Source organism: Pseudomonas syringae group sp. J248-6, assembly GCF_032586995.1.
In the GTDB taxonomy this organism is placed as follows: domain Bacteria; phylum Pseudomonadota; class Gammaproteobacteria; order Pseudomonadales; family Pseudomonadaceae; genus Aquipseudomonas; species Aquipseudomonas amygdali.
Window position 1 is genome coordinate 215,994 of the sequence record NZ_JAWHOP010000005.1, and the last position, 19,877, is coordinate 235,870.

The window sequence follows — 19,877 nt, forward strand, 5'->3', positions numbered from 1 at the left end:
CGACAAACCTGCAAAAAATACTCATGTTTGGCCTGAAATAGCCGATGTAGAGCTATTGCCTTGATTTTTATCGCGATACTGTCTTTACGCTATTAGCGGCTATGCTTGTGTGGTCAGACCGATTACCGACGGTTTGCATCGTTTTTTATACCGATGCCAGCCAGGTCATCCCTACGTTCAATGGTCTGTTTGAATCATTAGCCTGTTTCAAGGACAGAAAATTGCGGGGCGTCGTAATCAATGGATGGATTGAACGCGACGACCTACCTTGGGGCTTCAATGCGCTATCTGTTGATCATTCTGGCTCTTTGGCTGCCGTTGCAGAGTCATGCAGTCGAGTTTGATGAAAACACTCGTTTTCTGCCGTTGGGTCGTGCCATTCAGGTATTCGAAGACCCGACCGGCGATGCGACCATTGAAAGCGTCAGCGCCGCCGCTCACGCCGGTGCCTTTCAGTCCGTGCCTGCCGGGACCTTCAACGCCGGGTACTCGCGTTCCGCCTTCTGGCTGAAAGTCGAGCTGACCTATCGCCCGATAGACGCCAGCATCCATAACGACTGGTTGCTGGAACTGGCCTATCCGCCAATGGACCACGTTGATTTCTATGTCCCGGATGCCGACGGGAATCCCGGGCGGGTCTGGCAGACCGGCGACATGTTGCCGTTCTCCAGCCGCCAGTTCGCCCAGAACAACTACCTTTTCCAGCTGGACCTGCCAGCGGGTCAGACGCGAACCCTGTACATGCGCATACGCAGTGAAGGGTCGGTTCAGGCTCCGCTCAATCTCTGGTCTACTCACGCCTACCTCGAGGCGCAGCCCACCAAGGTTTACGTCTTCGGGCTGATCTACGGCGTGCTGCTGGGCATGCTGGTCTATAACCTGTTCATCTACCTCAGCGTCCGTGAGGTGGATTACCTGTACTACCTGCTGTATGTCGCCTCGTTCGGGCTTTACCAGATGTCGATCAACGGCGTCGCAATTGAATACCTGTGGCCTGACAGCCCCTGGTGGGCAAATGCGTCGACGCCCTTTCTGATGGCGCTGGCCACGCTGTTCGCGTGCCAGTTTTCCCGCAGTTTTCTGGGTACGGCACAGTTGGCGCGCTGGCTGGACCGCTTGCTGCTGATAGTCATCGGCGCTGCTGTGCTGGTGATGGGCATGGCCTTGTTCCTCGGTTACGGGCCAGCCCTGCGCGGGGCCACTCAACTGGTCATGACAGGGGCCGTGACCATATACCTGGCGGGCATTGTCGCCATCATGAAAGGCGAGCGGGTAGGGCGCTATTTTGTGCTGGCCTGGTCGGTCTTCATGGTCAGCGGGTTGATCTTCGGGCTGATGCTGCTGGGCTATTTGCCCAACACTTTCCTGACCATGTACGCCTCGCACATCGGCACGGTGCTGGAAATGGCATTCCTTTCCATGGCGCTTGCCGACCGTATCAACCATGCCCGGTGCCAGCAGGCGCGAACGCTGCTGGCGGCAGGTCAGGATCTGGAGCGTCTCAACCAGCAACTGGCCAACAGCAACCGGCTGAAGGATGAGTTCCTTGCCACGCTTACCCATGAGCTGCGCACGCCAATGAACGGCGTGATCGGGTCGCTGGAAGTGATGCAGACACTCGATATGGATGACGAGCTGGAGATGTATCAGCAAACGGCTGCCAGTTCCGCGCGGGACATGATGAGTATGATCAACGGCATTCTGACCCTCACCGAACTTCAAGCCGGTGTGCTGTATGCCGACTGCAATGCCTTTTCGCCCGAAGACCTCGCCGACAGGCTACGCAATCGCTTCCTGGGCGCCGCTCAGTCCAAGGGGCTGATTTTGACGCTCGATCTGGACGATAAGCTGCCGCCGTGCCTGCGTGGCGACATCGGCAAGCTCTACCAGTGCATCGAGTGCCTGATGGACAACGCGATCAAATTCACCCGTAAGGGCGCGGTGCAAGTGCGCTTCAGCGGGCACCCGCAGGATCTGGAGCGCATGTACCTGCGGGTTGAAGTGATGGACAGCGGCATCGGTTTCAGCCGACTGGACGAAGCCCAACTGTATCAACACTTCTTTCAGGTCGACGGCTCCATGACTCGCGAATACGGCGGGCTGGGCATCGGTCTGGCGATTTGCCGGAAACTGGTCGAGTTGCAGGGTGGCGAGCTGAGTCATCGTTCCGAGCCAGGCAAGGGCAGTTGCTTTACCTTGAACGTCCCGATGCTGATGGTTGTACCGGGCGCAGTGCGCAGAGCCCCAGAACTCAAGGCCCAGTGGGGTATATAAAGCGTCGTTTGATGTGCGCATCAGGTAAAAGCGCCGAGATTTCGGCGGCTACGGCACTTTTGCAAGTGTCGGGCGCGTGATTCACTGTCTGCATGTTGCGTGTGCACACAGGCAGGAGATGACTCATGAACCTGAATCAATTCGCCGAAACCCACGAAGTCACCAATCAACCGCCACCGCTGGACGGGGCGAACCTCTACCGTATTGACGTGCCGCTTCAGGAGTGGAGCAGCCGCTTCGGTGCGGGCTGGGCGCAACCGCGTATCGACGCTTACGGTGCGCTGGCAGGCGGCCCGCTGATGGAGGCGGGCTTTCTGGCCAATAAGAACAAGCCTGCATTCGCCAGCCATGACCGTTACGGGCACCGCATCGATCTGGTCGAATTTCACCCGGCGTACCACCAGTTGATGAGCGCTGCCATCGAGCACGGCATCCCGTCGCTGCCGTGGACCGATCCGCAGCCCGGCGCTCACGTGGCGCGTGCGACCATGAGTTATCTGCATACGCAGGCAGAACCGGGCAGCGGCTGCCCGCTGACCATGACGTTCGCCAGTGTTCCTGCGCTCAGGCTGCAACCGGATCTGGCTGAAATATGGCTGCCCAAGGTGCTGTCGACTGAGTACGACCCACGTAACGTGGGCATTGCGCACAAGTGTGGCGCAACCATCGGCATGGCCATGACCGAAAAACAGGGCGGCACCGACGTGCGCGCCAACACCACGCGCGCGTTCCCGGTAGGCGCAGGTGGCCCTGGCCAGGCTTATGAGCTGGTCGGACACAAGTGGTTCTGCTCGGCACCGATGTGCGACGCGTTTCTGACCCTGGCGCAGACCGACAAGGGCCTCAGCTGTTTTCTGCTGCCGCGCCACCGGCCGGACGACACCCGCAACGAGTTCTATATCCAGCGCCTGAAAAACAAGCTCGGCAACTGGTCCAACGCATCAAGCGAAGTCGAGTTTCGCGGCGCGCTGGCGTGGATGATCGGTGAGGAAGGGCGCGGTGTGCCGACCATTATCGAAATGGTCGCCATGACCCGTTTCGACTGCATGATTGGCTCCAGCGCCTTGATGCGTCAGGCGCTGACGCAGGCCACGCATCATTGCGCGCATCGTGCGGTCAGTGGCCGGTTGCTCGCCGAGCAGCCGTTGATGCAGAACGTGCTGGCTGATCTGGCGCTGGAAAGCGAGGCCGCGCTGGCCCTGACCCTGCGCATGGGCCGTGCGCTGGACCATCTCGATGATGATCACGAAAAACGCTTTGTCCGTCTGGTCACGGCGGTGGGTAAATACTGGATCTGCAAGCGCGCCCCGGCCATGATCAACGAAGCCGCCGAATGCCTGGGCGGTGCCGGTTATGTCGAGGACAGCATTCTGCCCCGGCTGTACCGCGAAGCGCCGGTCAACTCGACATGGGAAGGCTCCGGCAACGTGCAATGCCTGGACGTGCTGCGAACCCTGTCCAAGGAGCCCGGCGCACTCGATGCGCTGTTCGACGAACTGGGCGACGGACATGGCGACCGGCAACTGGCGGCACATATCGGCAAGCTCAAGGCGGCGTTGCAGGACACCGGCGACATTCAGTACCGCGCCCGCCAACTGACCGAAGACATCGCCATCGCTTTGCAGGGCAAGTTGTTGCTGGAAGCGGGTAACGCAGCGGTCAGTGACGGCTTCATTGCCGGTCGACTGGTGTCTGGCGGGCGGGTGTATGGCGCTTTGCCCAAGGGTGTTGACGTAGAAACATTGCTGCAAAGGGCCTCGCCGCAGGTGGCATGAGCACGCGAACCCGTTACGATGCACGTCTGCAAGATCAGACAGGACATGAATCGTGACCCAAGCCTTTGTTGTTGTCGACACCGCCGAGCAGGCCGTAGAGCGGCTCGCCGAGCTGCATGAACGCGCGACCAGTGCGCTGAGTCAGGCGCTCAAGCGCTACCTGAAAGACCGCGTTGAGCCCACTGCCGAGGAGCGTGCGCAATTCAGCTACCCGGAACTGCGCCTGGTCTACAAATGCCAGGGTGAAGTGCCGGTAACCACTCGTGCCTACGCCAAGGTGCAGCTGCCGGGCACTTACAGCGTTACCGTCACGCAGCCCAAGGCCTTCAAAAAGTACCTGCTCGAACAACTTGTCCCGCTGATGAAAGATTTCACCGTGACGGTCGAAGTCGGCATGAGCGAGCAGAGCATTCCTTATCCTTACGTGGTCGAGCAGGGCGACGAGCTGGCCGGCACCGGTGTTACCGCAGCGGCGCTGGCGCGGGTATTCCCGAGTACCGACCTGTCGGCTGCGACCGATGGCATTGCCGACGGCCTTTATGACTGGGCCAACGTCGATCCGCTGCCACTGGCGCTGTTCGATGCCGCGCGGGTGGATTTCTCGCTACGCCGTCTGGTGCATTACACCGGTAGCGACTGGCGTCATGTGCAGCCGTGGATTCTGCTGACCAACTACCACCGCTATGTTGACCAGTTCATCCTGCACGGGCTGGAAAAACTCCGCGAAGACCCGCGTTTCGTGCGCATGGTCCTGCCGGGTAACGTGGTAGTCGACAAGAGCATGGGCCAGGAAGAAGCCCAGGCCATCGTCGCCAGCGTGGTCTGGCACCGCTATCAGATGCCGGCGTACCACCTGATCGCCGAAGACGGTCATGGCGTGACCCTGGTCAACATCGGCGTCGGCCCGTCCAACGCCAAGAACATCACCGATCACCTGGCAGTACTGCGTCCGCATTGCTGGCTGATGATCGGTCACTGCGGTGGGCTGCGTCAGTCGCAGACCATCGGCGACTACGTACTGGCGCACGCCTACATGCGTCGCGACGGTATTCTCGACCGTGTACTGCCGCCGCATATCCCGATTCCGGCGCTTGCCGAAGTGCAACTGGCCTTGCAGGAGTCGGCGGCGCAGATTACCGGCGAGCGCGGCGAAGAGCTCAAGAAGCGCCTGCGCACCGGCACGGTGTTGACCTATGACGACCGTAACTGGGAACTGCGCTGGGCTCAGGAACGTCCGTTGATCAACCTGTCGCGCGCAGTCGCGGTCGACATGGAAAGTGGCACCATCGCCGCTCAGGGTTATCGCCTGCGGGTGCCTTACGGCACGTTGCTGTGCGTATCCGACAAGCCGTTGCACAGCGAAATCAAGCTGCCGGGTTCGGCGAATGCGTTCTACGAACGTGCGGTCAGCCAGCACCTGAAAATCGGTATCGCTGCGCTGGACCTGCTGCGTACCGAGGTCAACTCGCTGCACTCACGCAAACTGCGCAGCTTCGACGAGCCGCCGTTCCGTTAATAGCATTCCGTTAATAGATTGGTATTTGCACAAAGGGCCACTAAAGTGGCCCTTTCTGTTTTTTGATTGCCTATCCCCATGTCCCGCACCCAACGCCCCGTTTCCCGCCGTCCTGCCTCCAACCCGGCAGGCGCTGCCCGGCGTGTCGCCAAAGCGCCACCGGCCGAGCCGAAGCTGTTCCTCTTTAATAAGCCATTCGATGTGCTGACTCAATTCAGTGACGAAGGAGGGCGCGCCACGCTCAAGGACTTCATCAAGATCCCCGGCATTTACCCGGCAGGACGCCTGGATCGCGACAGTGAAGGCTTATTGCTGCTGACCAACGACGGCCAGTTGCAGGCGCGCATCGCCGACCCGAAACACAAACTGGCCAAGACCTACTGGGTGCAGGTCGAGGGTGAGCCGACCGATGAGCAGTTGCAGCAGTTGCGCGACGGTGTCCTGCTCAACGACGGCCCGACCTTGCCCGCCGAAGCGCGGCAGCTAGATGAACCGCAACTGTGGCCGCGCAACCCGCCCGTGCGCTTTCGCAAGAGTGTGCCGACAAGCTGGCTGGAGCTGGTGATCAAGGAAGGGCGCAATCGGCAAGTGCGACGCATGACGGCTGCCGTTGGCTTACCGACCCTGCGGCTGGTGCGGGTCAGAATTGGCGACTGGACGCTGGACGGCCTGGATCAGGGCCAATACCGGGAAGTCGCCGCAAAGCTGTGAGGTCGAGCGGCTCAGTTGCGCAAGTGGGTCAGCGGCATTTCGGTGCTGGCCAGCACCTGATTGAGCACAAAGCTGGACTTGACGCTGGTCACGCCCTCGATCCGCGTCAGATGGCCCAACAGCAGCTTCTGATAGTGATCCATGTCCGGCACCACCACCTTCAGTTGATAGTCTGCGTCCATCCCGGTCACCAGGCTGCATTCCAGAACCTGAGGCAGGTTGCGGATTTGCTGCTCGAAATTCTCGAAGCGCTCGGGCGTATGCCGGTCCATGCCGATCAGCACGTAGGCGGTGAGGTTCAGGCCAAGTTTCTTGCGATCCAGCAGGGCCACCTGACGCACGATGTAACCGTCGTCCTCCAGTTGCTTGACCCGGCGCGAGCAGGGTGAGGGTGACAGACCGATGCGTTCGGCCAATTCCTGGTTGGATATGCGTGCGTCCCGTTGCAATTCAGCCAAAATGCTCAGGTCGTATCTGTCGAGCTTGCTCACGATGCACCCCTTTATCAATTCAATTGCGCTGGATTATTCATCTGAAGTCAAAAATTGCGCAAGTAATGTTTTAATCCGCAATATTAGCAATCCTCTGCCTTAGCCTCAGGCCTATTCTTTTAACCAGAATCACTGCCCGGACACAGCGTCCAGCGCGACTCGCCGAATCAGGCCAGTCGCGGCCTCCCACCCAACAGGGTGTGCCAGGCCCCCGGGCTACATACTGTCCAGAAGACGGCATGAGGTGAGCCAACGTCAAAAGCGTTGCGCCAGGGCGAAGTATCTCAAGGGGGCCATTTGGTCCCCTTTTCTTTGTCTGCTGATAAAGTGCGCAGAACGGCGCTACGCTTAAACAGTCTTAATGACGTCAACCCGCGCTCTAGTGAGGAAAGCATGAAATCTGGCATCTGGCAGTTTGCGGGTGTAAGTCTGTTGTGTCTGAGCATCAGCGCACAGGCATTGGCCGACGAACGTGATGATTCGCCGCGCAATCAGTTGTACAACAGCTCTGGCGAAAACGGGCAGCAGCGTCAGCAGCAGCAGCAGCGCTTCCAGGAACAGAATAATCAGCAGCGTCAGATCCAACAGCAGCAGAATCAGCAGCGCCAGGTCGAGCGTCAGCAGCAACAACAGATCAACCAGCAGCAGATCAATCAGCAACGCCAGATTCAGGAACAGCAGAACCAGCAGCGTCAGGTTGAGCGCCAGCAACAGCAGCAGATCCAGCAACAGCAGATCCAGCAGCGCAACGTCGAGCGTCAGCAGCAACAGCAGATCGAGCAGCAACAACGTGATCAGCAGCGTCAGATTCAGCAGCAGCAAAACCAGCAGCGTCAGCAGTTGCGCCAGGCTCAGGACAACCTGCCGATTCAGAGCGGCCCGAAAGAGGCGTGGCAAACCCAGCCGCCGCGTCAGGGCTATTACCAGGACATTCCACGCGGCAACAATCGCAACTGGCAGGCCGGTAACGGTCGCCCGAATGATCACTGGGAAGGACGCCCCGATGGGCGTGGCAACGGCTGGGGACCCGGCCCGCAATACCGGCCTGGCTATGCGATAGATCGCGTACCGGGTGGCTACTCGCGTATTCCCTATCGTGGTCAGGACTATTACTACTCGGGTGGCTACTGGTATCGCCCGCAAGGCCCGCGTTATGTCGTGGTGACACCGCCTTACGGTGTGCGTGTCAGCAGACTACCGTCCTACTCTCAGGAAGTATGGATAGGCAGCAGCCTGCTGTTTCTGGCAGCCGGTACTTATTATGCCTACCAGCCTGACAGTCAGGACTACGTGGTGGTCAACCCGCCGCAGAACGAGGCGGTGTATCAGGCCCCTGCTGGACAGCAGGTCAATGGCTACGATCCGGTTGCCTACCCTGCCAATGGCCAGAGCCCGCAACAGGTCGAGCTTGATCACTATCAGTGCTACTTGCAGGCTGCGCAGCAGAGCGGCTTCGACCCGGCCAATGTCAGCGGCCAGCCGCCGCCGGATCTGGTGGATGCCTATCGTCGTTCGATGGGCGACTGTCTGGCGGGGCGTGGCTACAACGTCAGCGTCAATTGACGCTGATCAGACATTGGCCTGCTTGACGACTTCCTGAGGGTCGGCGTGCACCAGCACTTCGGCCTTCGGGAATTGCTCGTGAATAGCGTCGGCGACCTTGTCGCAGAGCGCATGGGCGACCGACAGGGTCAGTGTGCCCGGCAACTCAAGATGTAGCTGCACAAACCAGTGATTGCCGGATATCCGTGTACGCAGATCATGCGCCCCAAGCACGCCCGGCACGTCGCACGCCAGCGCCAGCATGCGCGTGCTGACATCGGCGGGCAATTCTTCATCCATCAACACCGACACTGTCTCGCGGGCGATCTGCAAAGCGCTCCACAAGATGTACAGCGCGATGCCCAGACCAAAATACGCGTCCAGCTGTTGCCAGCCGAAATACGCAAGGGTCAGCGCCACTAGAATACTGGCGTTCAGCAGCAAGTCGGAACGGTAGTGCAGCGAGTCGGCACGGATGGCCGCCGAGCCTGTCGCCTTGATCACCCGGTATTGCAAGGTGAGCAGTGCCAGCGTCAGGGCGATGGAAATAACCATCACCACCATACCCAACAGCGGCGCGCCCAGCGGTTCCGGGTTCTGGATGCGTTCGACCGCCTGAACCGCGATCAGCACGCCACTGACGGTGATGAACAGCGCCTGCGCCATACCCGACAGCGCTTCTGCCTTGCCATGACCATAGCGATGATCCTCATCGGCTGGACGCAATGCGTAATGCACCGCCAGCAAATTGAGGAACGAGGCCGCGCCATCAAGTAACGAATCGGTAAGACCGGCCAACAGGCTTACTGAACCACTCAGCCACCAGGCAACGCCCTTGGCCAGGATCAGCGTCACGGCAACCGCCAGCGAGGCCCGCGTCGCCAGACGCAGCAGTCGGGAATGTTCGGCAGTGGTGCTCATGACGCTTCCTTGAACCGTATCGATATCAGGCTGCCGGGACCAGGCCCAAAGCTGCCAGTTGTTCCACGCTGCCTTTGTGCTGAATCAGGCGTGGGTCGTTCAGTGGCAGGGAACGGCCCAGCTCGGTTTCAATGATGGCTTGCAGCTTGGTGTTGTCGACGCTGCCGTCAGCCTTGATCGCCTTTTGCAGCTTCTGCGGATCGATCTGCGCATGCTCGCCGGGCGCGTAATAGATAGCGCCCGTCGCGAAGTCCACCGCAAACGCAATCACCCCGGGAACGATATAGAACAGCAGCGCGAAAGCATCCAGCGCCGCAATGGCCGGGTCAACCTTGCCATCAATCTGACCGCGACGGTCAGGATAGAAAATACTGCCGCAGGCAGAAATCTGAGTCAGCAACGTGGCGACCAGAACGCCACCGATCAAGCGAGAAGGAATGCGCATGGAAAGCTCCTGAGATGAAGAGGGCAACTATACAAGGCAATGGCTGCAAGGCTAAGACTATTGAGTGATGGCGTGGTTCTGCGGCCGTTAAGTTAAACCAAATGGGATGCGGAGCCATCGCAGTGGTGGGAGTGAGCTTGCTCACGAAGGGGCCTGAGCAGGCGCTGAAGATGAGATTGACCAGAGAAACAGCTCCCGCGCCGATGCCCCTTACCGACCACGATTAACATCTGGTTTACTGTGCCGCACGATAACTACAAAAACTCAGGAGTCATGTATGCAACCGATTCGTCTCGGTCTGGTGGGCTACGGCAAGATTGCGCAGGATCAACACGTCCCGGCGATCCACGCCAACCCCGCATTTGAGCTGGTGGCTGTCGCTACGCAAGGGCAGCCGTGCGCCGGGGTGGAGAACTTCAAGTCGCTGGGTGAGTTGCTCGAGAGTGGCGTGCAGGTTGACGCTATTGCGTTCTGCACGCCGCCGCAAGGCAGATTTGCGCTTGTGCAGCAGGCGCTGGCGGTAGGCAAACACGTGCTGGTCGAGAAACCGCCGTGTGCAACGCTGGGTGAGGCGATGGCGTTGGTGGAGCACGTGTCGGAGCAGGGCGTCAGTGGTCTGTTCGCCTGGCATTCGCGTTATGCGCAGGGTATCGAAGCGGCGCGTGAGTGGTTGTCCACCCGCACTCTGCACAGCGTTCAGATCGACTGGAAGGAAGATGTGCGCAAATGGCACCCCGGTCAGGCGTGGATCTGGCAGCCCGGTGGCCTGGGTGTTTTCGATCCGGGCATCAACGCCCTGTCGATAGTGACCCACCTGCTGCCACTTCCGTTGTTCGTCGAATCTGCCGAACTGCGCGTGCCGAGCAACTGCCAGTCGCCAATTGCCGCTTCTATAAAAATGTCCGACACGCACCATCTCGATATTCGTGCCGAGTTCGACTTCGATCATGGTCATCACGAACTCTGGAGCATCGAGATTCGTTGCGCCGAAGGCACCTTGCGCCTGGATAACGGCGGCGCATTGTTGAGTATCGATGGCGTGCGCCAGACGGTTTCGGAGGAGGGCGAGTACGCGGCGGTGTATCGACACTTCCAACAGTTGATCGGCAACAAGGCCAGTGACCTGGACCTGCAACCGTTGCGGCTGGTCGCGGACAGTTTTTTCGTGGGCAGTCGGGCATCCGTTGAACCGTTCTACGACTAAGAGCCTCTCAGGTACAGGTAGGGGCAAGCGCTTTGTCGGCCCCCGCACACGTCAGCCTGACAAGAGAGCAGAAATTGGACACAAAACAGCCTTGGCCTTGCAGTGAGCAGGAGTTGTCAGAAGTGCGACGGTTTAATAAAACCCTCGCGCGAATGCCGCGTTTCCAGATTCGCAATCGTGTTACACCCCGGCTGATTCAGGCGTTATTGCGTGCAGCTCAGATCGGCAGCGCCCTGAAACCGGGAGGCCACGACCTGCGCATCGAGAAAAGAACAGTCAGTTCGGATAACGTACCGGTGCCCGTGCGCATCATCCGTCCCAAAGGTAAACCCAAGGGCGTGGTGTTCGACATCCACGGCGGCGGATGGGTGATCGGTAATGCCCAGATGAACGATGATCTCAACGTCGGCATGGTCAAGGCCTGCGACGTAGCCATTGTTTCGGTTGATTACCGACTTGCTGTAACAACCCCCATCGAGGGCCTGATGGAGGATTGTTTTTCTGCCGCCTGCTGGCTGTTGGGCAAAGACTGCGAGGAGTTCGCCGGCCTGCCGGTTATCGTGGTCGGAGAATCCGCTGGCGGGCATCTTGCCGCAGCCACGCTTCTGAAATTGAAAAGCCGACCTGATCTGCTCGAGCGGATAGTGGGGACGGTGCTGTACTACGGCGTCTACGACCTGACAGGCACCAAGAGCGTGCGTACCGCAGGGCCGGAGACGCTGGTGCTGGACGGTCCGGGCATGGTCGGCGCCATGCGCGCGCTCACCCCCGACCGAAGCGACGATAAACGCCGCGAGCCGCCACTATCGCCTTTGTATGGCGACTTGACTGACTTGCCGCCTGCACTGATGTTCGTCGGGGAGATCGACCCTCTGCTGGATGACACACTGCAAATGGCCGAGCGCTGGGCCGACTCGGCAGAGGTCGAAATGCACCTCATGCCCGAGTCGCCGCACGGCTTCATCCACTTCCCGACTACCTTGGCGCGCAAGGCTCTGGTGCGCAGCCGCGAGTGGATCAATGAGCGGATCGACGCGCTGGGTTGAGCTCGCCTCTCAGCCTATCTCCGCGACCCACTTCGATACTGGGTCGCCACTGCTCAAGCCCGGCTGCACAAGACCGTCGATCATGAAGGTCGGCGAAACATGTATGCCGTTCTGGCGAGCGTATTTGGCATGCCATTTCACGGCCTGTTCAAGCTCGGGATTGGCGAATGCGTCAGCCAGCGCAAGGCCGCTGTAACGCTCGATGCGCGCGATGATGTCATTGGGCGTCGCGTCCATGTTCGGGCCGCTTGCGTGGTGTTCAAACTCGAACTCTTCACGGTGCGAGGCAACCGCTGTCATGACGGCCTTGGCGCTTTCCTTTCCGCCTTCCAGCGTCGCAGCCGCCAGAATGCAGCGCACGATAACGCCCGAAAACATGTGCCAGGGCTGCGATTGCAGGCGGATTTTGACCGTGATCCTGTCTTCTCCGGCCTGAGCCAGCAGCTCATCGAGCTTGAAGAACGCCTTCACTGAAAAAGGGCAGGTTGGCTCAAGGAAGACTTCGAACAGACGAGGTCCGTGTCCCCAGGAAAGTACGTCTGAATACATGGTCGTGTTGCTCCCCTCGATGGTTGTACAGAAAACGCGCCGGGCTGATTGCCCGCGCCGGGCATGGTCACCAGAAGCGTTCTCCCGAACCCCTCTCGTTCCTCACGCAGAGCATTGGCGCGAGATAAACAAGGCGCGCCAGGCTGATTTGCCCTGCGCCGGGCATGGTCACGAGAAGTAATCTCCCGCACACCTCTCGTTCCTCACGCTCCACGTGGGAATGCAGTTCGTGACGCTCCGCGTCACACATTGCAACTTTGACACCACCAGCTTGAGGCGCCATAAAAGCCTGAACTGCGGATCATGCGGGTTTGAGAGCAGGTTCGGGCATGAGTTCGATTTTCAGGCCAGCAATGCGCTAATCCAGCGAATCTGCTGCGCAACCTCCTGCCATTTTTCTTCGCTCACGCCTTTCTGTGCTCTTTCGAAGTTGTTCAGCGTTTTCTTTTTCTTGCCCAATAAACGCTGCCACTTGAGCAGAAACGCCGGGCTGCGCGCCTGCATCTGCAGCGGGCCGAAATACAGTTCCTCCGCCGTGTAATTCACGGGCCCGGTGCGCTCGGCGACGATGATTTCGTAGTTGAAGCGGTTTTCCCGCAGCACCTCTTCGCTGATGATGCGGTAGTCATGCTCCATCAGCCAAAGCCGCAACGGCTGCTCGCCGCCGTTCGGTTGCAGGATCAAGCGTTCCAGACCGCTCAGGTGCGCCTTGCCACGTTCAAGGATGTCGCGGATCGTTTCGCCACCCATCCCGCACATGCTGACCGCCGTTATCCCGTCTTCCGCCTCAATCGCCGCCAGACCATTGGCCAGACGCACGCTAACCTGTTGCTCCAGTTCGTTCTCGCGCACGCTACGTTCGGCTGCGTGGAACGGCGTCAACGCCACCTCGCCAGCCACCGCCGCCGAGATCGCGCCACGCTTCAGCAGCGCGACCGGTAGATAACCGTGATCCGAGCCAATATCAGCCAGCCGTGCACCGGCCGGTACGTGTGTCGCCACACGCTCAAGGCGCATGGACAATCTCTGTTCGTTCAACGGCAACCCCTTTCACCCCAAGCGCCCGACAGCATGGCCGGGTCCGGGCGCGATTCTGTAGAGCAACGCGGCGCATTTCAACTTTCCGCGACAAAGCCCGCGGCTCGACCCCTAACTGTCGCTCGCGTAGGCTTGGCGTTTTCCGTCCTTTGCAAGGCAGAGATCCCATGGCAAACGCAGACATCATCTTCACCCCCGATCCCGATGCGGACTCCATCTCCTCGGACGTCGCCGACTTCAACGGCGTGCTGGTCAGCACCCAGATCCCGACCCATCCAGATGGCAGCCTGGAGCTGGGCGGCATCACCGAGCAGAGCGAATGCACCCTGCGGGCCCTGAAAGATGCATTGGAGCGAGCCGGCGGCTCGATGGACCGCGTCATGCACCTGACCATCTACCTGACCGACATGGCAGATCGCGCGGCTTTCAATGAAGTGTACAAACGCTTCTTCAAAAAGCCGTGGCCAGTGCGCGCAGCAGTGGGCGTGGCAGCGTTGGCGGTTGAGGGTATGCGCGTGGAAGTAACGGCGATGGCGGCCAAGGCGGGCTGAATGCAGTCGCTCGTCCCACACTCTGCGTGGGGACGCATTTTGTAACGCTCTTCGTCATAACATGCTTGTCATGAATAATGAGGCGAAACACGTCTGTCAGCCTCCAGCAGCACTAAACATAAGGAGATGTATGTGAGACCGGGTCGTAGACTGTTGATGATCGCGGGAGGGCTGGCAGTGCTGGGTTTTGTTGGCCATGCCGTATATGAAGCTCTGCCCGGTGATATGGGTAATGATCATATCAATGTCGTATGCGAGGAGGTTGTTAGCGGGCGCTTTAATGGAGACGGGACCATTGATAATTCAAAAAAGAAGACACGAAAGTGTTCTTCGGATCTTCGTACCCTTTCTGCCCATTACGTGGTGCTTGATGACGACGTCTATTGGATGAACCAAGTACGTTATAAGGAGAAACCCTGCATTACTGGCGCCGGCGATGCCTCAGGAGCGATTAGTAATTTTTCGTTTTCATGCCTATTATCAAAACAAGGTCAGATCAACTCGATAGAGACGCGCGAGCTTAACCTGGTGGCACATTACTCGCCTTCCTTCAAGCCGCTGGAGGGCAGCCTTCAGGGGGGTGTTGACTGGCAGACTGATCAGCTTGCCTATTACGCCAAAGACGATATTTCTGTTTACTATGGGGGACGAAAGATAAAGGGCGCAGATCCACATCTTTTTTCGGTGGTTTTTCCCTTGGGTGACGACAAAAAGTGGCGCAGTCTTAGTGCCTCTATGAGCGGCACCGAGATGTTCGTCGGCGGTTTGAGTATTGGCGACATTGATTTATACGATTTTCGTCCGTTGATTCCTGTTGATTGTCCTGAACACGGTATTTCTGAATGTGCGGGGCATAGAGAGTTAGAGGATTTTTTAAAGTATGATAATTGGGGTCAAGGCCTGCTGGGGGTGGTAGGCAATGATCTCGTCTTTCTGCATACCTCTGGCGCTGAGCGATTTGCTGATATGGCGTCTTCCGACACATTTATGTTCGCGACCAGCAAGAAAATCTATGTTTACACCAAAGCGAAATTTTATGAGCTCGGCGGTGAGTATTCATTTAATAAAAAATTGGTGCCTATGGACGTGAATGACTTTACAAATAATCGTGGGTGATTCGATTTTTGCGATGGCGGCCAAGGCGGGCTAACCATAAGGAGGTGGAATGCTACAGATACTGGGCAAAGCCTCATCAATCAATGTCCGCAAAGTGCTCTGGACCTGTGCAGAGTTGGAAATCCCGTTCGAACGGCAGGACTGGGGCTCTGGTTTCAGGGAAACCAACACGCCTGAATTCATGGCTCTCAACCCCAATGCGATGGTTCCAGTCATTGAGGATGATGGCTTCGTTCTGTGGGAGTCGAACACGATCATCAGGTACCTGGCGAACCGCAACAACGCCGTGCATCTTTACCCGGTGGACGCAATAGCCAGAGCCAGAGTGGATCAATGGATCGACTGGCAGGCCACAGACCTCAACAAATCCTGGGGTTATGCCTTAATGTCGCTGGTCAGGCACAGCGTCGCCCATCAAGACCCTGACGCGCTGGCTGCCGGATGCCGTCAATGGACCCGACACATGGCGATCCTGGATCGACAACTTGATGCCACCGGGGCGTACGTCAGCGGCAGCGAGTTTTCGCTGGCAGACATCCCGATGGGCCTTTCAGTAAATCGCTGGTTTGAAACCCCGTTAAGTCATCCGGACTTCCCGGCAGTGAAGGCCTATTACGAACGACTGAGCGAACGTCCCGGCTACCGCTTGCACGGCCGAAACGGAACGCCGTGATCCCTGCGCTTGAGAGCTCAGCGTTATGCATAAGTTTGCTTTTGATTCTGGCCGAAGGTCGTGGGAGATTCCCGCGGCCGCGATAATGGTTGTAGAACTCTTTCCATGCACTCTTCAGCTAGCCGACCTGGCTGTGTTGTGCAGCAATCGACGAATTTCCGAGCACCCTGTGGCTTGGTCAGCGATCTCCGGCCGTTTTTTGGCCTGAGTTAGTCACCCTCGGATCCATGCCCAAAAAGGCGACCTTGCTCGCGAAGGCGTACTCACATTGAGCATAAAACTTCGGCGTTCATAAGGGCCTCTTCGCGAGCAAGCTCACTCCCACAAACCCGGTACACATGACCCCTGTGGGAGCGAGCTTGCTCGCGAATGGGCCAGTACAACTGCTGAAAATGGGGCGTTGCAGGTCAACAGCTCATCGCTGGAGCAGAAAGGCCGGCTCAACGAGCGTCAGCAGAAAGGCCTCGCGGTAATCCTGGACGCGTTGCGCGGCAAGGAACCGGTGACCAATGTCGAGACTCACGAAGGCGGAGGCCGATTCAATCTGGCACGAGCTGCCTTTGACTTGGCCGGCGTTGTCTGGGAGCGCGACAAGTCGATGCATAACGTGATGAGCTTTTTGGGCGTCAGCGACAGCCAGGGCAAGATGTTGTTCTCTCTGGGCAAGAAGCTGGTCGACGCGATGGCCAAGCCTGAACCCGAGCAGGGCAAGGGAAATAGTGAGGCGCACCATGCGTTCTTCTCCAGCAACCTGAAGCTGAACAAGCTGATGAACGACATCGCTGACCAGTTGATCAACGAGGTTCGTCAGTCGAACACCGATCGCGTGCGACGACCCACACCGGGCCCATCCTGGAGACCTGACAGCGCCCAACAGCAAGCACGTCCGCAAACGCCTCCACGCACTCGCCCCCAGGCTGCCAACAGCGCGCCGCCGCCACCGAAAGCAAAGCCCAATGCAGGCGCTGAGCGGCCTTCAACACAACGGCCTTACGACACACCAGCCGCTGACGCTTCCGCGAAGGTGGGCGATTCCGTCCCCGCCAAGCCACCCGTCAAGCCGTTGTACGAACACTTGGGCCTCTCGGACATGACGGCAGATCTCTCCGCAGTCAAAACGGCCTACAGGAAAGCCTCGCTGAAGAATCATCCTGATAAGAATGTCGGTAAGGAGGCTGAGGCGACTGAGCGTTTCAAAGTGATTTCAAATGCGTTCAAGATTTTGTCCGATCCAGAATTGCGCAAGAAATACGACAATGGCCTTATTGATGAGAAAGGCGACGAGGTCCAGGTCTGATTTTTCGGCGTGAGGCATGCTTGCGGCAGTCTTTCTGGCGACTGCCGTTCAGCTAAAACACGCCGCCTGATTCCCCAACCCCACCCCGGTATACTCCCCGCATCTCTCCGGGAGCCCCCATGATTTCGTTACCCATCGATGCCGTCCTGCCAGCCCTGCGCCAGGCCCTGACCACGCGCCATGAATCTGTACTCGAAGCCCCTCCCGGCGCGGGCAAGACCACGCGTGTGCCGCTCGCGCTGCTTGAGGAAACCTGGCTGGCCGGGCAGACCATTCTGATGCTGGAGCCGCGGCGACTGGCGGCAAGAGCAGCTGCCGAGCGGCTGGCCAGTGAGCTGGGCGAGAAGGTCGGCGAGACGGTGGGTTATCGGATTCGTCTGGAAAGCCGGGTCGGCCCGAAGACGCGTATTGAAGTGGTGACTGAGGGGATTCTCACGCGTCGCTTGCAGGACGACCCTGCGCTGGAAGGTGTGGGGCTGCTGATTTTCGATGAGTTTCATGAGCGCAGTCTGGACGCCGATCTGGCCCTGGCCCTGAGCCTCAATGGTCGTGAGCTGTTTCGTGACGATCAGCCGCTGAAGATTCTGCTGATGTCGGCCACGCTGGAAGGCGAGCGGCTGGCGGCGTTGCTGGACGATGCACCGGTAGTGCGCAGCGACGGGCGGATGTTTCCGGTGAAGATGCAGTGGGGGCGTCCTTTTCAGCCGGGTGAATTCATCGAGCCGCGTGTCGTGCAGACGGTGCTGGATGCGCTGGGCAGCGAGTCCGGCAGCCTGCTGGTGTTTCTGCCGGGGCAGGCCGAGATTCGTCGTGTCAACCAGCAACTGGCAGAAGCGCTGGGCGAACGCGCCGACATTCTGCTCTGCCCCTTGCATGGCGAGCTTGATCTCAATGCGCAGCGTGCGGCCATCGAGCCTGCCCCCCAAGGTACGCGCAAGGTCGTGCTGGCGACCAATATTGCGGAAACCAGCCTGACCATCGACGGCGTGCGTGTGGTGATCGATGCCGGGTTGGCGCGGGTGCCGCGTTTCGATCCGGGCAGCGGCATGACGCGTCTGGAAACCCAGCGTATCTCGCGTGCCAGCGCCACTCAGCGTGCCGGGCGGGCAGGGCGGCTGGAGCCGGGTGTGTGTTACCGGCTGTGGTCCGAAGCGCAACACGATCAACTGGCCGCCTACGGCGCGGCAGACATTCTTCAGGCGGACCTTGCCGGGCTTGCGCTGCAACTGGCGCGCTGGGGCGTCATGCCTGCGCAACTGGCTTGGCTCGATGTCCCGCCAGCGGCGGCTTATGCGCAGGCGCAGGATTTGCTGGTGCGGCTTGAGGCGCTGAGCAACCAGCCGGGCCAACCGCCAGCGCTGACGTCCCACGGTCAGGCGATGGCCGAGCTGCCCGCACATCCGCGCATCGCGCACCTGCTGCTACGCGGTCATGCATTGGGCTTGGGCGAACTGGCGTGTGACGTGGCCGCACTGTTGGGCGAGCGCGATATTCTGCGCGGCGGCGGGGCCGATCTGCACAGCCGCCTGACCTTGTTGGCGGGCACCGAGCGTGCTGCGCGTGGTGCACAGGGCGGTGTGCAGCGAGCTAAACAGCTGGCACGGCAATATCGCGGATACCTGCGCGGCACTGCGAAAAGCCCGGTCATCGATCCCGATCATTCACGCTGGCTGGGCGCTCTGCTGGCACTGGCCTACCCGGATCGCGTGGCACAACAACGTCGCCCCGGCGGTGCTGAATATCGCTTGGCCAACGGTCGCGCGGCACTTTTCGCCGAGGCCGACGCACTGATGAAGCAGCCTTGGCTGGTCATCGCAGATTTAGGCAGCCGTCAGGGGCAGCGTGAGGAGCGGATTTACCTCGCTGCCGAATTCGATCCAGCGCTGTTCGACTCTGTGCTGGCCGAGCAGGTCATCACCGTGGACCAGATTGAGTGGGATGAGCGCGAAGGCGTGTTCCGCGCAGAACGGCAGCGCAAGGCGGGCGAGCTTATTATCAACCGCGAACCGCTGACCGGCCTCGATGACGCAGCTCGCAGCCAGGCACTGCTGGCGCTGGTACGTCGCAAAGGCTTGGAACTGCTGCCGTGGACGCCCGAACTGCGCCAGTGGCAGGCGCGTGTCTCGCTGCTACGCAATCTGGACATCGACAAAAGCGCAGCAAGCGAATGGCCCGACCTGAGTGACGCGCAACTGCTGGCGACACTCGAAAACTGGCTGATGCCCTACCTGGGCAAAGTCACCCGGCTCAGCCATTTCAGCCAGCTCGACCTGCCCTCCATCCTGCGCAACCTCCTGCCGTGGCCAATGCCGCAACAACTGGAAGCGCAGGCCCCGCAGACCATCCAGGTGCCGTCTGGCTCGAATATCCGTATCGACTACAGCGAACAGCCGCCGATTCTGTCGGTGCGGCTGCAAGAGCTGTTTGGCTTGTCCGATACCCCGCGCATTGCCAATGGGCGGCAGGTGTTGAAGCTGCACCTGCTGTCCCCGGCACGCCGCCCGGTGCAGGTGACGCAGGACCTGGCTAACTTTTGGCGGTCTACCTACATTGAGGTGAAGAAGGATTTGAAGGGGCGGTATCCGAAGCATTACTGGCCGGATGATCCATTGGTGGCGGAGGCGACGGCTAGGGTGAAGCCGAGGGGGACTTGAGGTCTGTAAACCAATGCACTGGATTTTGAGGCCAACGAGAAACTTCCGCGCTACAGCAGCGCAATCTTGCTGTG

Annotated in this window: 17 protein-coding genes and 1 pseudogene; 12 read left to right on the forward strand and 6 right to left on the reverse strand. The window is 59.4% G+C overall.

The annotated features are described in order from the left end of the window. The first annotated feature begins 279 nt into the window (after window positions 1-279). The 4 genes from RYC17_RS09225 to RYC17_RS09240 all read left to right on the forward strand — a co-directional run bounded on the left by RYC17_RS09225 (window position 280) and on the right by RYC17_RS09240 (window position 6,276). Window positions 280-2,274: a 7TM diverse intracellular signaling domain-containing protein gene (locus RYC17_RS09225; RefSeq protein ID WP_058408693.1), complete on the forward strand. Its 1,995-nt coding sequence runs from the start codon at window positions 280-282 to the stop codon at window positions 2,272-2,274. 125 nt (window positions 2,275-2,399) lie between these two features. Beyond that, on the forward strand, window positions 2,400-4,049 hold the full coding sequence (locus RYC17_RS09230; RefSeq protein WP_316902798.1) for an acyl-CoA dehydrogenase family protein: 1,650 nt from the start codon (window positions 2,400-2,402) through the stop codon (window positions 4,047-4,049). A 52-nt stretch (window positions 4,050-4,101) separates the two neighbouring features. Next, window positions 4,102-5,565 carry an AMP nucleosidase gene (gene amn / locus RYC17_RS09235; protein WP_058408695.1) on the forward strand — a complete coding sequence of 488 codons (1,464 nt, stop codon included), beginning with the start codon at window positions 4,102-4,104 and terminating at the stop codon, window positions 5,563-5,565. Window positions 5,566-5,643: 78 nt separating this feature from the next. Further along, the gene (locus tag RYC17_RS09240; protein ID WP_058408696.1) at window positions 5,644-6,276 is read left to right on the forward strand and encodes a pseudouridine synthase; all 633 of its coding nucleotides are present in this window, start codon (window positions 5,644-5,646) and stop codon (window positions 6,274-6,276) included. A gap of 11 nt (window positions 6,277-6,287) precedes the next feature. On the opposite strand, the gene RYC17_RS09245 is transcribed toward RYC17_RS09240, so the two are convergent. Both RYC17_RS09245 and RYC17_RS09250 read right to left on the reverse strand, forming a co-directional pair. Beyond that, window positions 6,288-6,767, reverse strand: a complete 480-nt coding sequence (locus RYC17_RS09245; RefSeq protein WP_002555305.1) for an Lrp/AsnC family transcriptional regulator — start codon at window positions 6,765-6,767, stop codon at window positions 6,288-6,290. Window positions 6,768-7,115: 348 nt separating this feature from the next. Continuing rightward, window positions 7,116-7,616: a hypothetical protein gene (locus RYC17_RS09250; protein WP_316902893.1), complete on the reverse strand. Its 501-nt coding sequence runs from the start codon at window positions 7,614-7,616 to the stop codon at window positions 7,116-7,118. On the opposite strand from RYC17_RS09250, the gene RYC17_RS09255 reads away from it, so the two are divergent. Continuing rightward, complete coding sequence (locus tag RYC17_RS09255) at window positions 7,608-8,330, forward strand: DUF6515 family protein (protein ID WP_058402696.1); 723 nt, start codon at window positions 7,608-7,610, stop codon at window positions 8,328-8,330. The two genes, RYC17_RS09250 and RYC17_RS09255, sit on opposite strands and share 9 nt — an antisense overlap. Window positions 8,331-8,336: 6 nt before the next feature. Here RYC17_RS09255 and RYC17_RS09260 read toward each other — a convergent pair whose 3' ends face one another. Next, on the reverse strand, window positions 8,337-9,230 hold the full coding sequence (locus RYC17_RS09260) for a cation diffusion facilitator family transporter (RefSeq protein ID WP_002555303.1): 894 nt from the start codon (window positions 9,228-9,230) through the stop codon (window positions 8,337-8,339). Window positions 9,231-9,255: 25 nt separating this feature from the next. Beyond that, window positions 9,256-9,675 (reverse strand): hypothetical protein, encoded by a 420-nt coding sequence (locus RYC17_RS09265; RefSeq protein WP_002555302.1) that lies wholly within the window; start codon window positions 9,673-9,675, stop codon window positions 9,256-9,258. A 277-nt stretch (window positions 9,676-9,952) separates the two neighbouring features. On the opposite strand from RYC17_RS09265, the gene RYC17_RS09270 reads away from it, so the two are divergent. Both RYC17_RS09270 and RYC17_RS09275 read left to right on the forward strand, forming a co-directional pair. Beyond that, window positions 9,953-10,879, forward strand: a complete 927-nt coding sequence (locus tag RYC17_RS09270; RefSeq protein ID WP_316902800.1) for a Gfo/Idh/MocA family oxidoreductase — start codon at window positions 9,953-9,955, stop codon at window positions 10,877-10,879. A gap of 74 nt (window positions 10,880-10,953) precedes the next feature. Further along, window positions 10,954-11,925 (forward strand): alpha/beta hydrolase, encoded by a 972-nt coding sequence (locus RYC17_RS09275; protein ID WP_316902802.1) that lies wholly within the window; start codon window positions 10,954-10,956, stop codon window positions 11,923-11,925. Window positions 11,926-11,934: 9 nt separating this feature from the next. Here RYC17_RS09275 and RYC17_RS09280 read toward each other — a convergent pair whose 3' ends face one another. Together RYC17_RS09280 and RYC17_RS09285 are read right to left on the reverse strand one after the other, a co-directional pair. Beyond that, complete coding sequence (locus RYC17_RS09280; protein ID WP_316902805.1) at window positions 11,935-12,474, reverse strand: thioredoxin; 540 nt, start codon at window positions 12,472-12,474, stop codon at window positions 11,935-11,937. Window positions 12,475-12,816: 342 nt separating this feature from the next. After that, complete coding sequence (locus RYC17_RS09285) at window positions 12,817-13,512, reverse strand: tRNA (adenine(22)-N(1))-methyltransferase (RefSeq protein ID WP_306824538.1); 696 nt, start codon at window positions 13,510-13,512, stop codon at window positions 12,817-12,819. A gap of 167 nt (window positions 13,513-13,679) precedes the next feature. Between RYC17_RS09285 and RYC17_RS09290 the strand changes: the two genes are divergently transcribed. From RYC17_RS09290 to hrpB, 5 genes and pseudogenes are all read left to right on the forward strand, one after another. Further along, on the forward strand, window positions 13,680-14,063 hold the full coding sequence (locus tag RYC17_RS09290; protein WP_316902810.1) for a RidA family protein: 384 nt from the start codon (window positions 13,680-13,682) through the stop codon (window positions 14,061-14,063). A gap of 126 nt (window positions 14,064-14,189) precedes the next feature. Beyond that, window positions 14,190-15,179, forward strand: coding sequence for a hypothetical protein (locus RYC17_RS09295; protein WP_316902812.1), 990 nt, complete (start codon window positions 14,190-14,192; stop codon window positions 15,177-15,179). 49 nt (window positions 15,180-15,228) lie between these two features. Beyond that, a complete protein-coding gene (locus tag RYC17_RS09300; protein ID WP_058402587.1) occupies window positions 15,229-15,852 on the forward strand; it encodes a glutathione S-transferase family protein in 624 nt (207 codons plus the stop codon). A 397-nt stretch (window positions 15,853-16,249) separates the two neighbouring features. Beyond that, window positions 16,250-17,149: pseudogene (locus RYC17_RS09305) on the forward strand (J domain-containing protein); the annotation flags it as partial. A gap of 119 nt (window positions 17,150-17,268) precedes the next feature. After that, a complete protein-coding gene (hrpB, locus tag RYC17_RS09310) occupies window positions 17,269-19,803 on the forward strand; it encodes an ATP-dependent helicase HrpB (protein ID WP_219170261.1) in 2,535 nt (844 codons plus the stop codon). The last annotated feature ends 74 nt before the right edge of the window (window positions 19,804-19,877 follow it).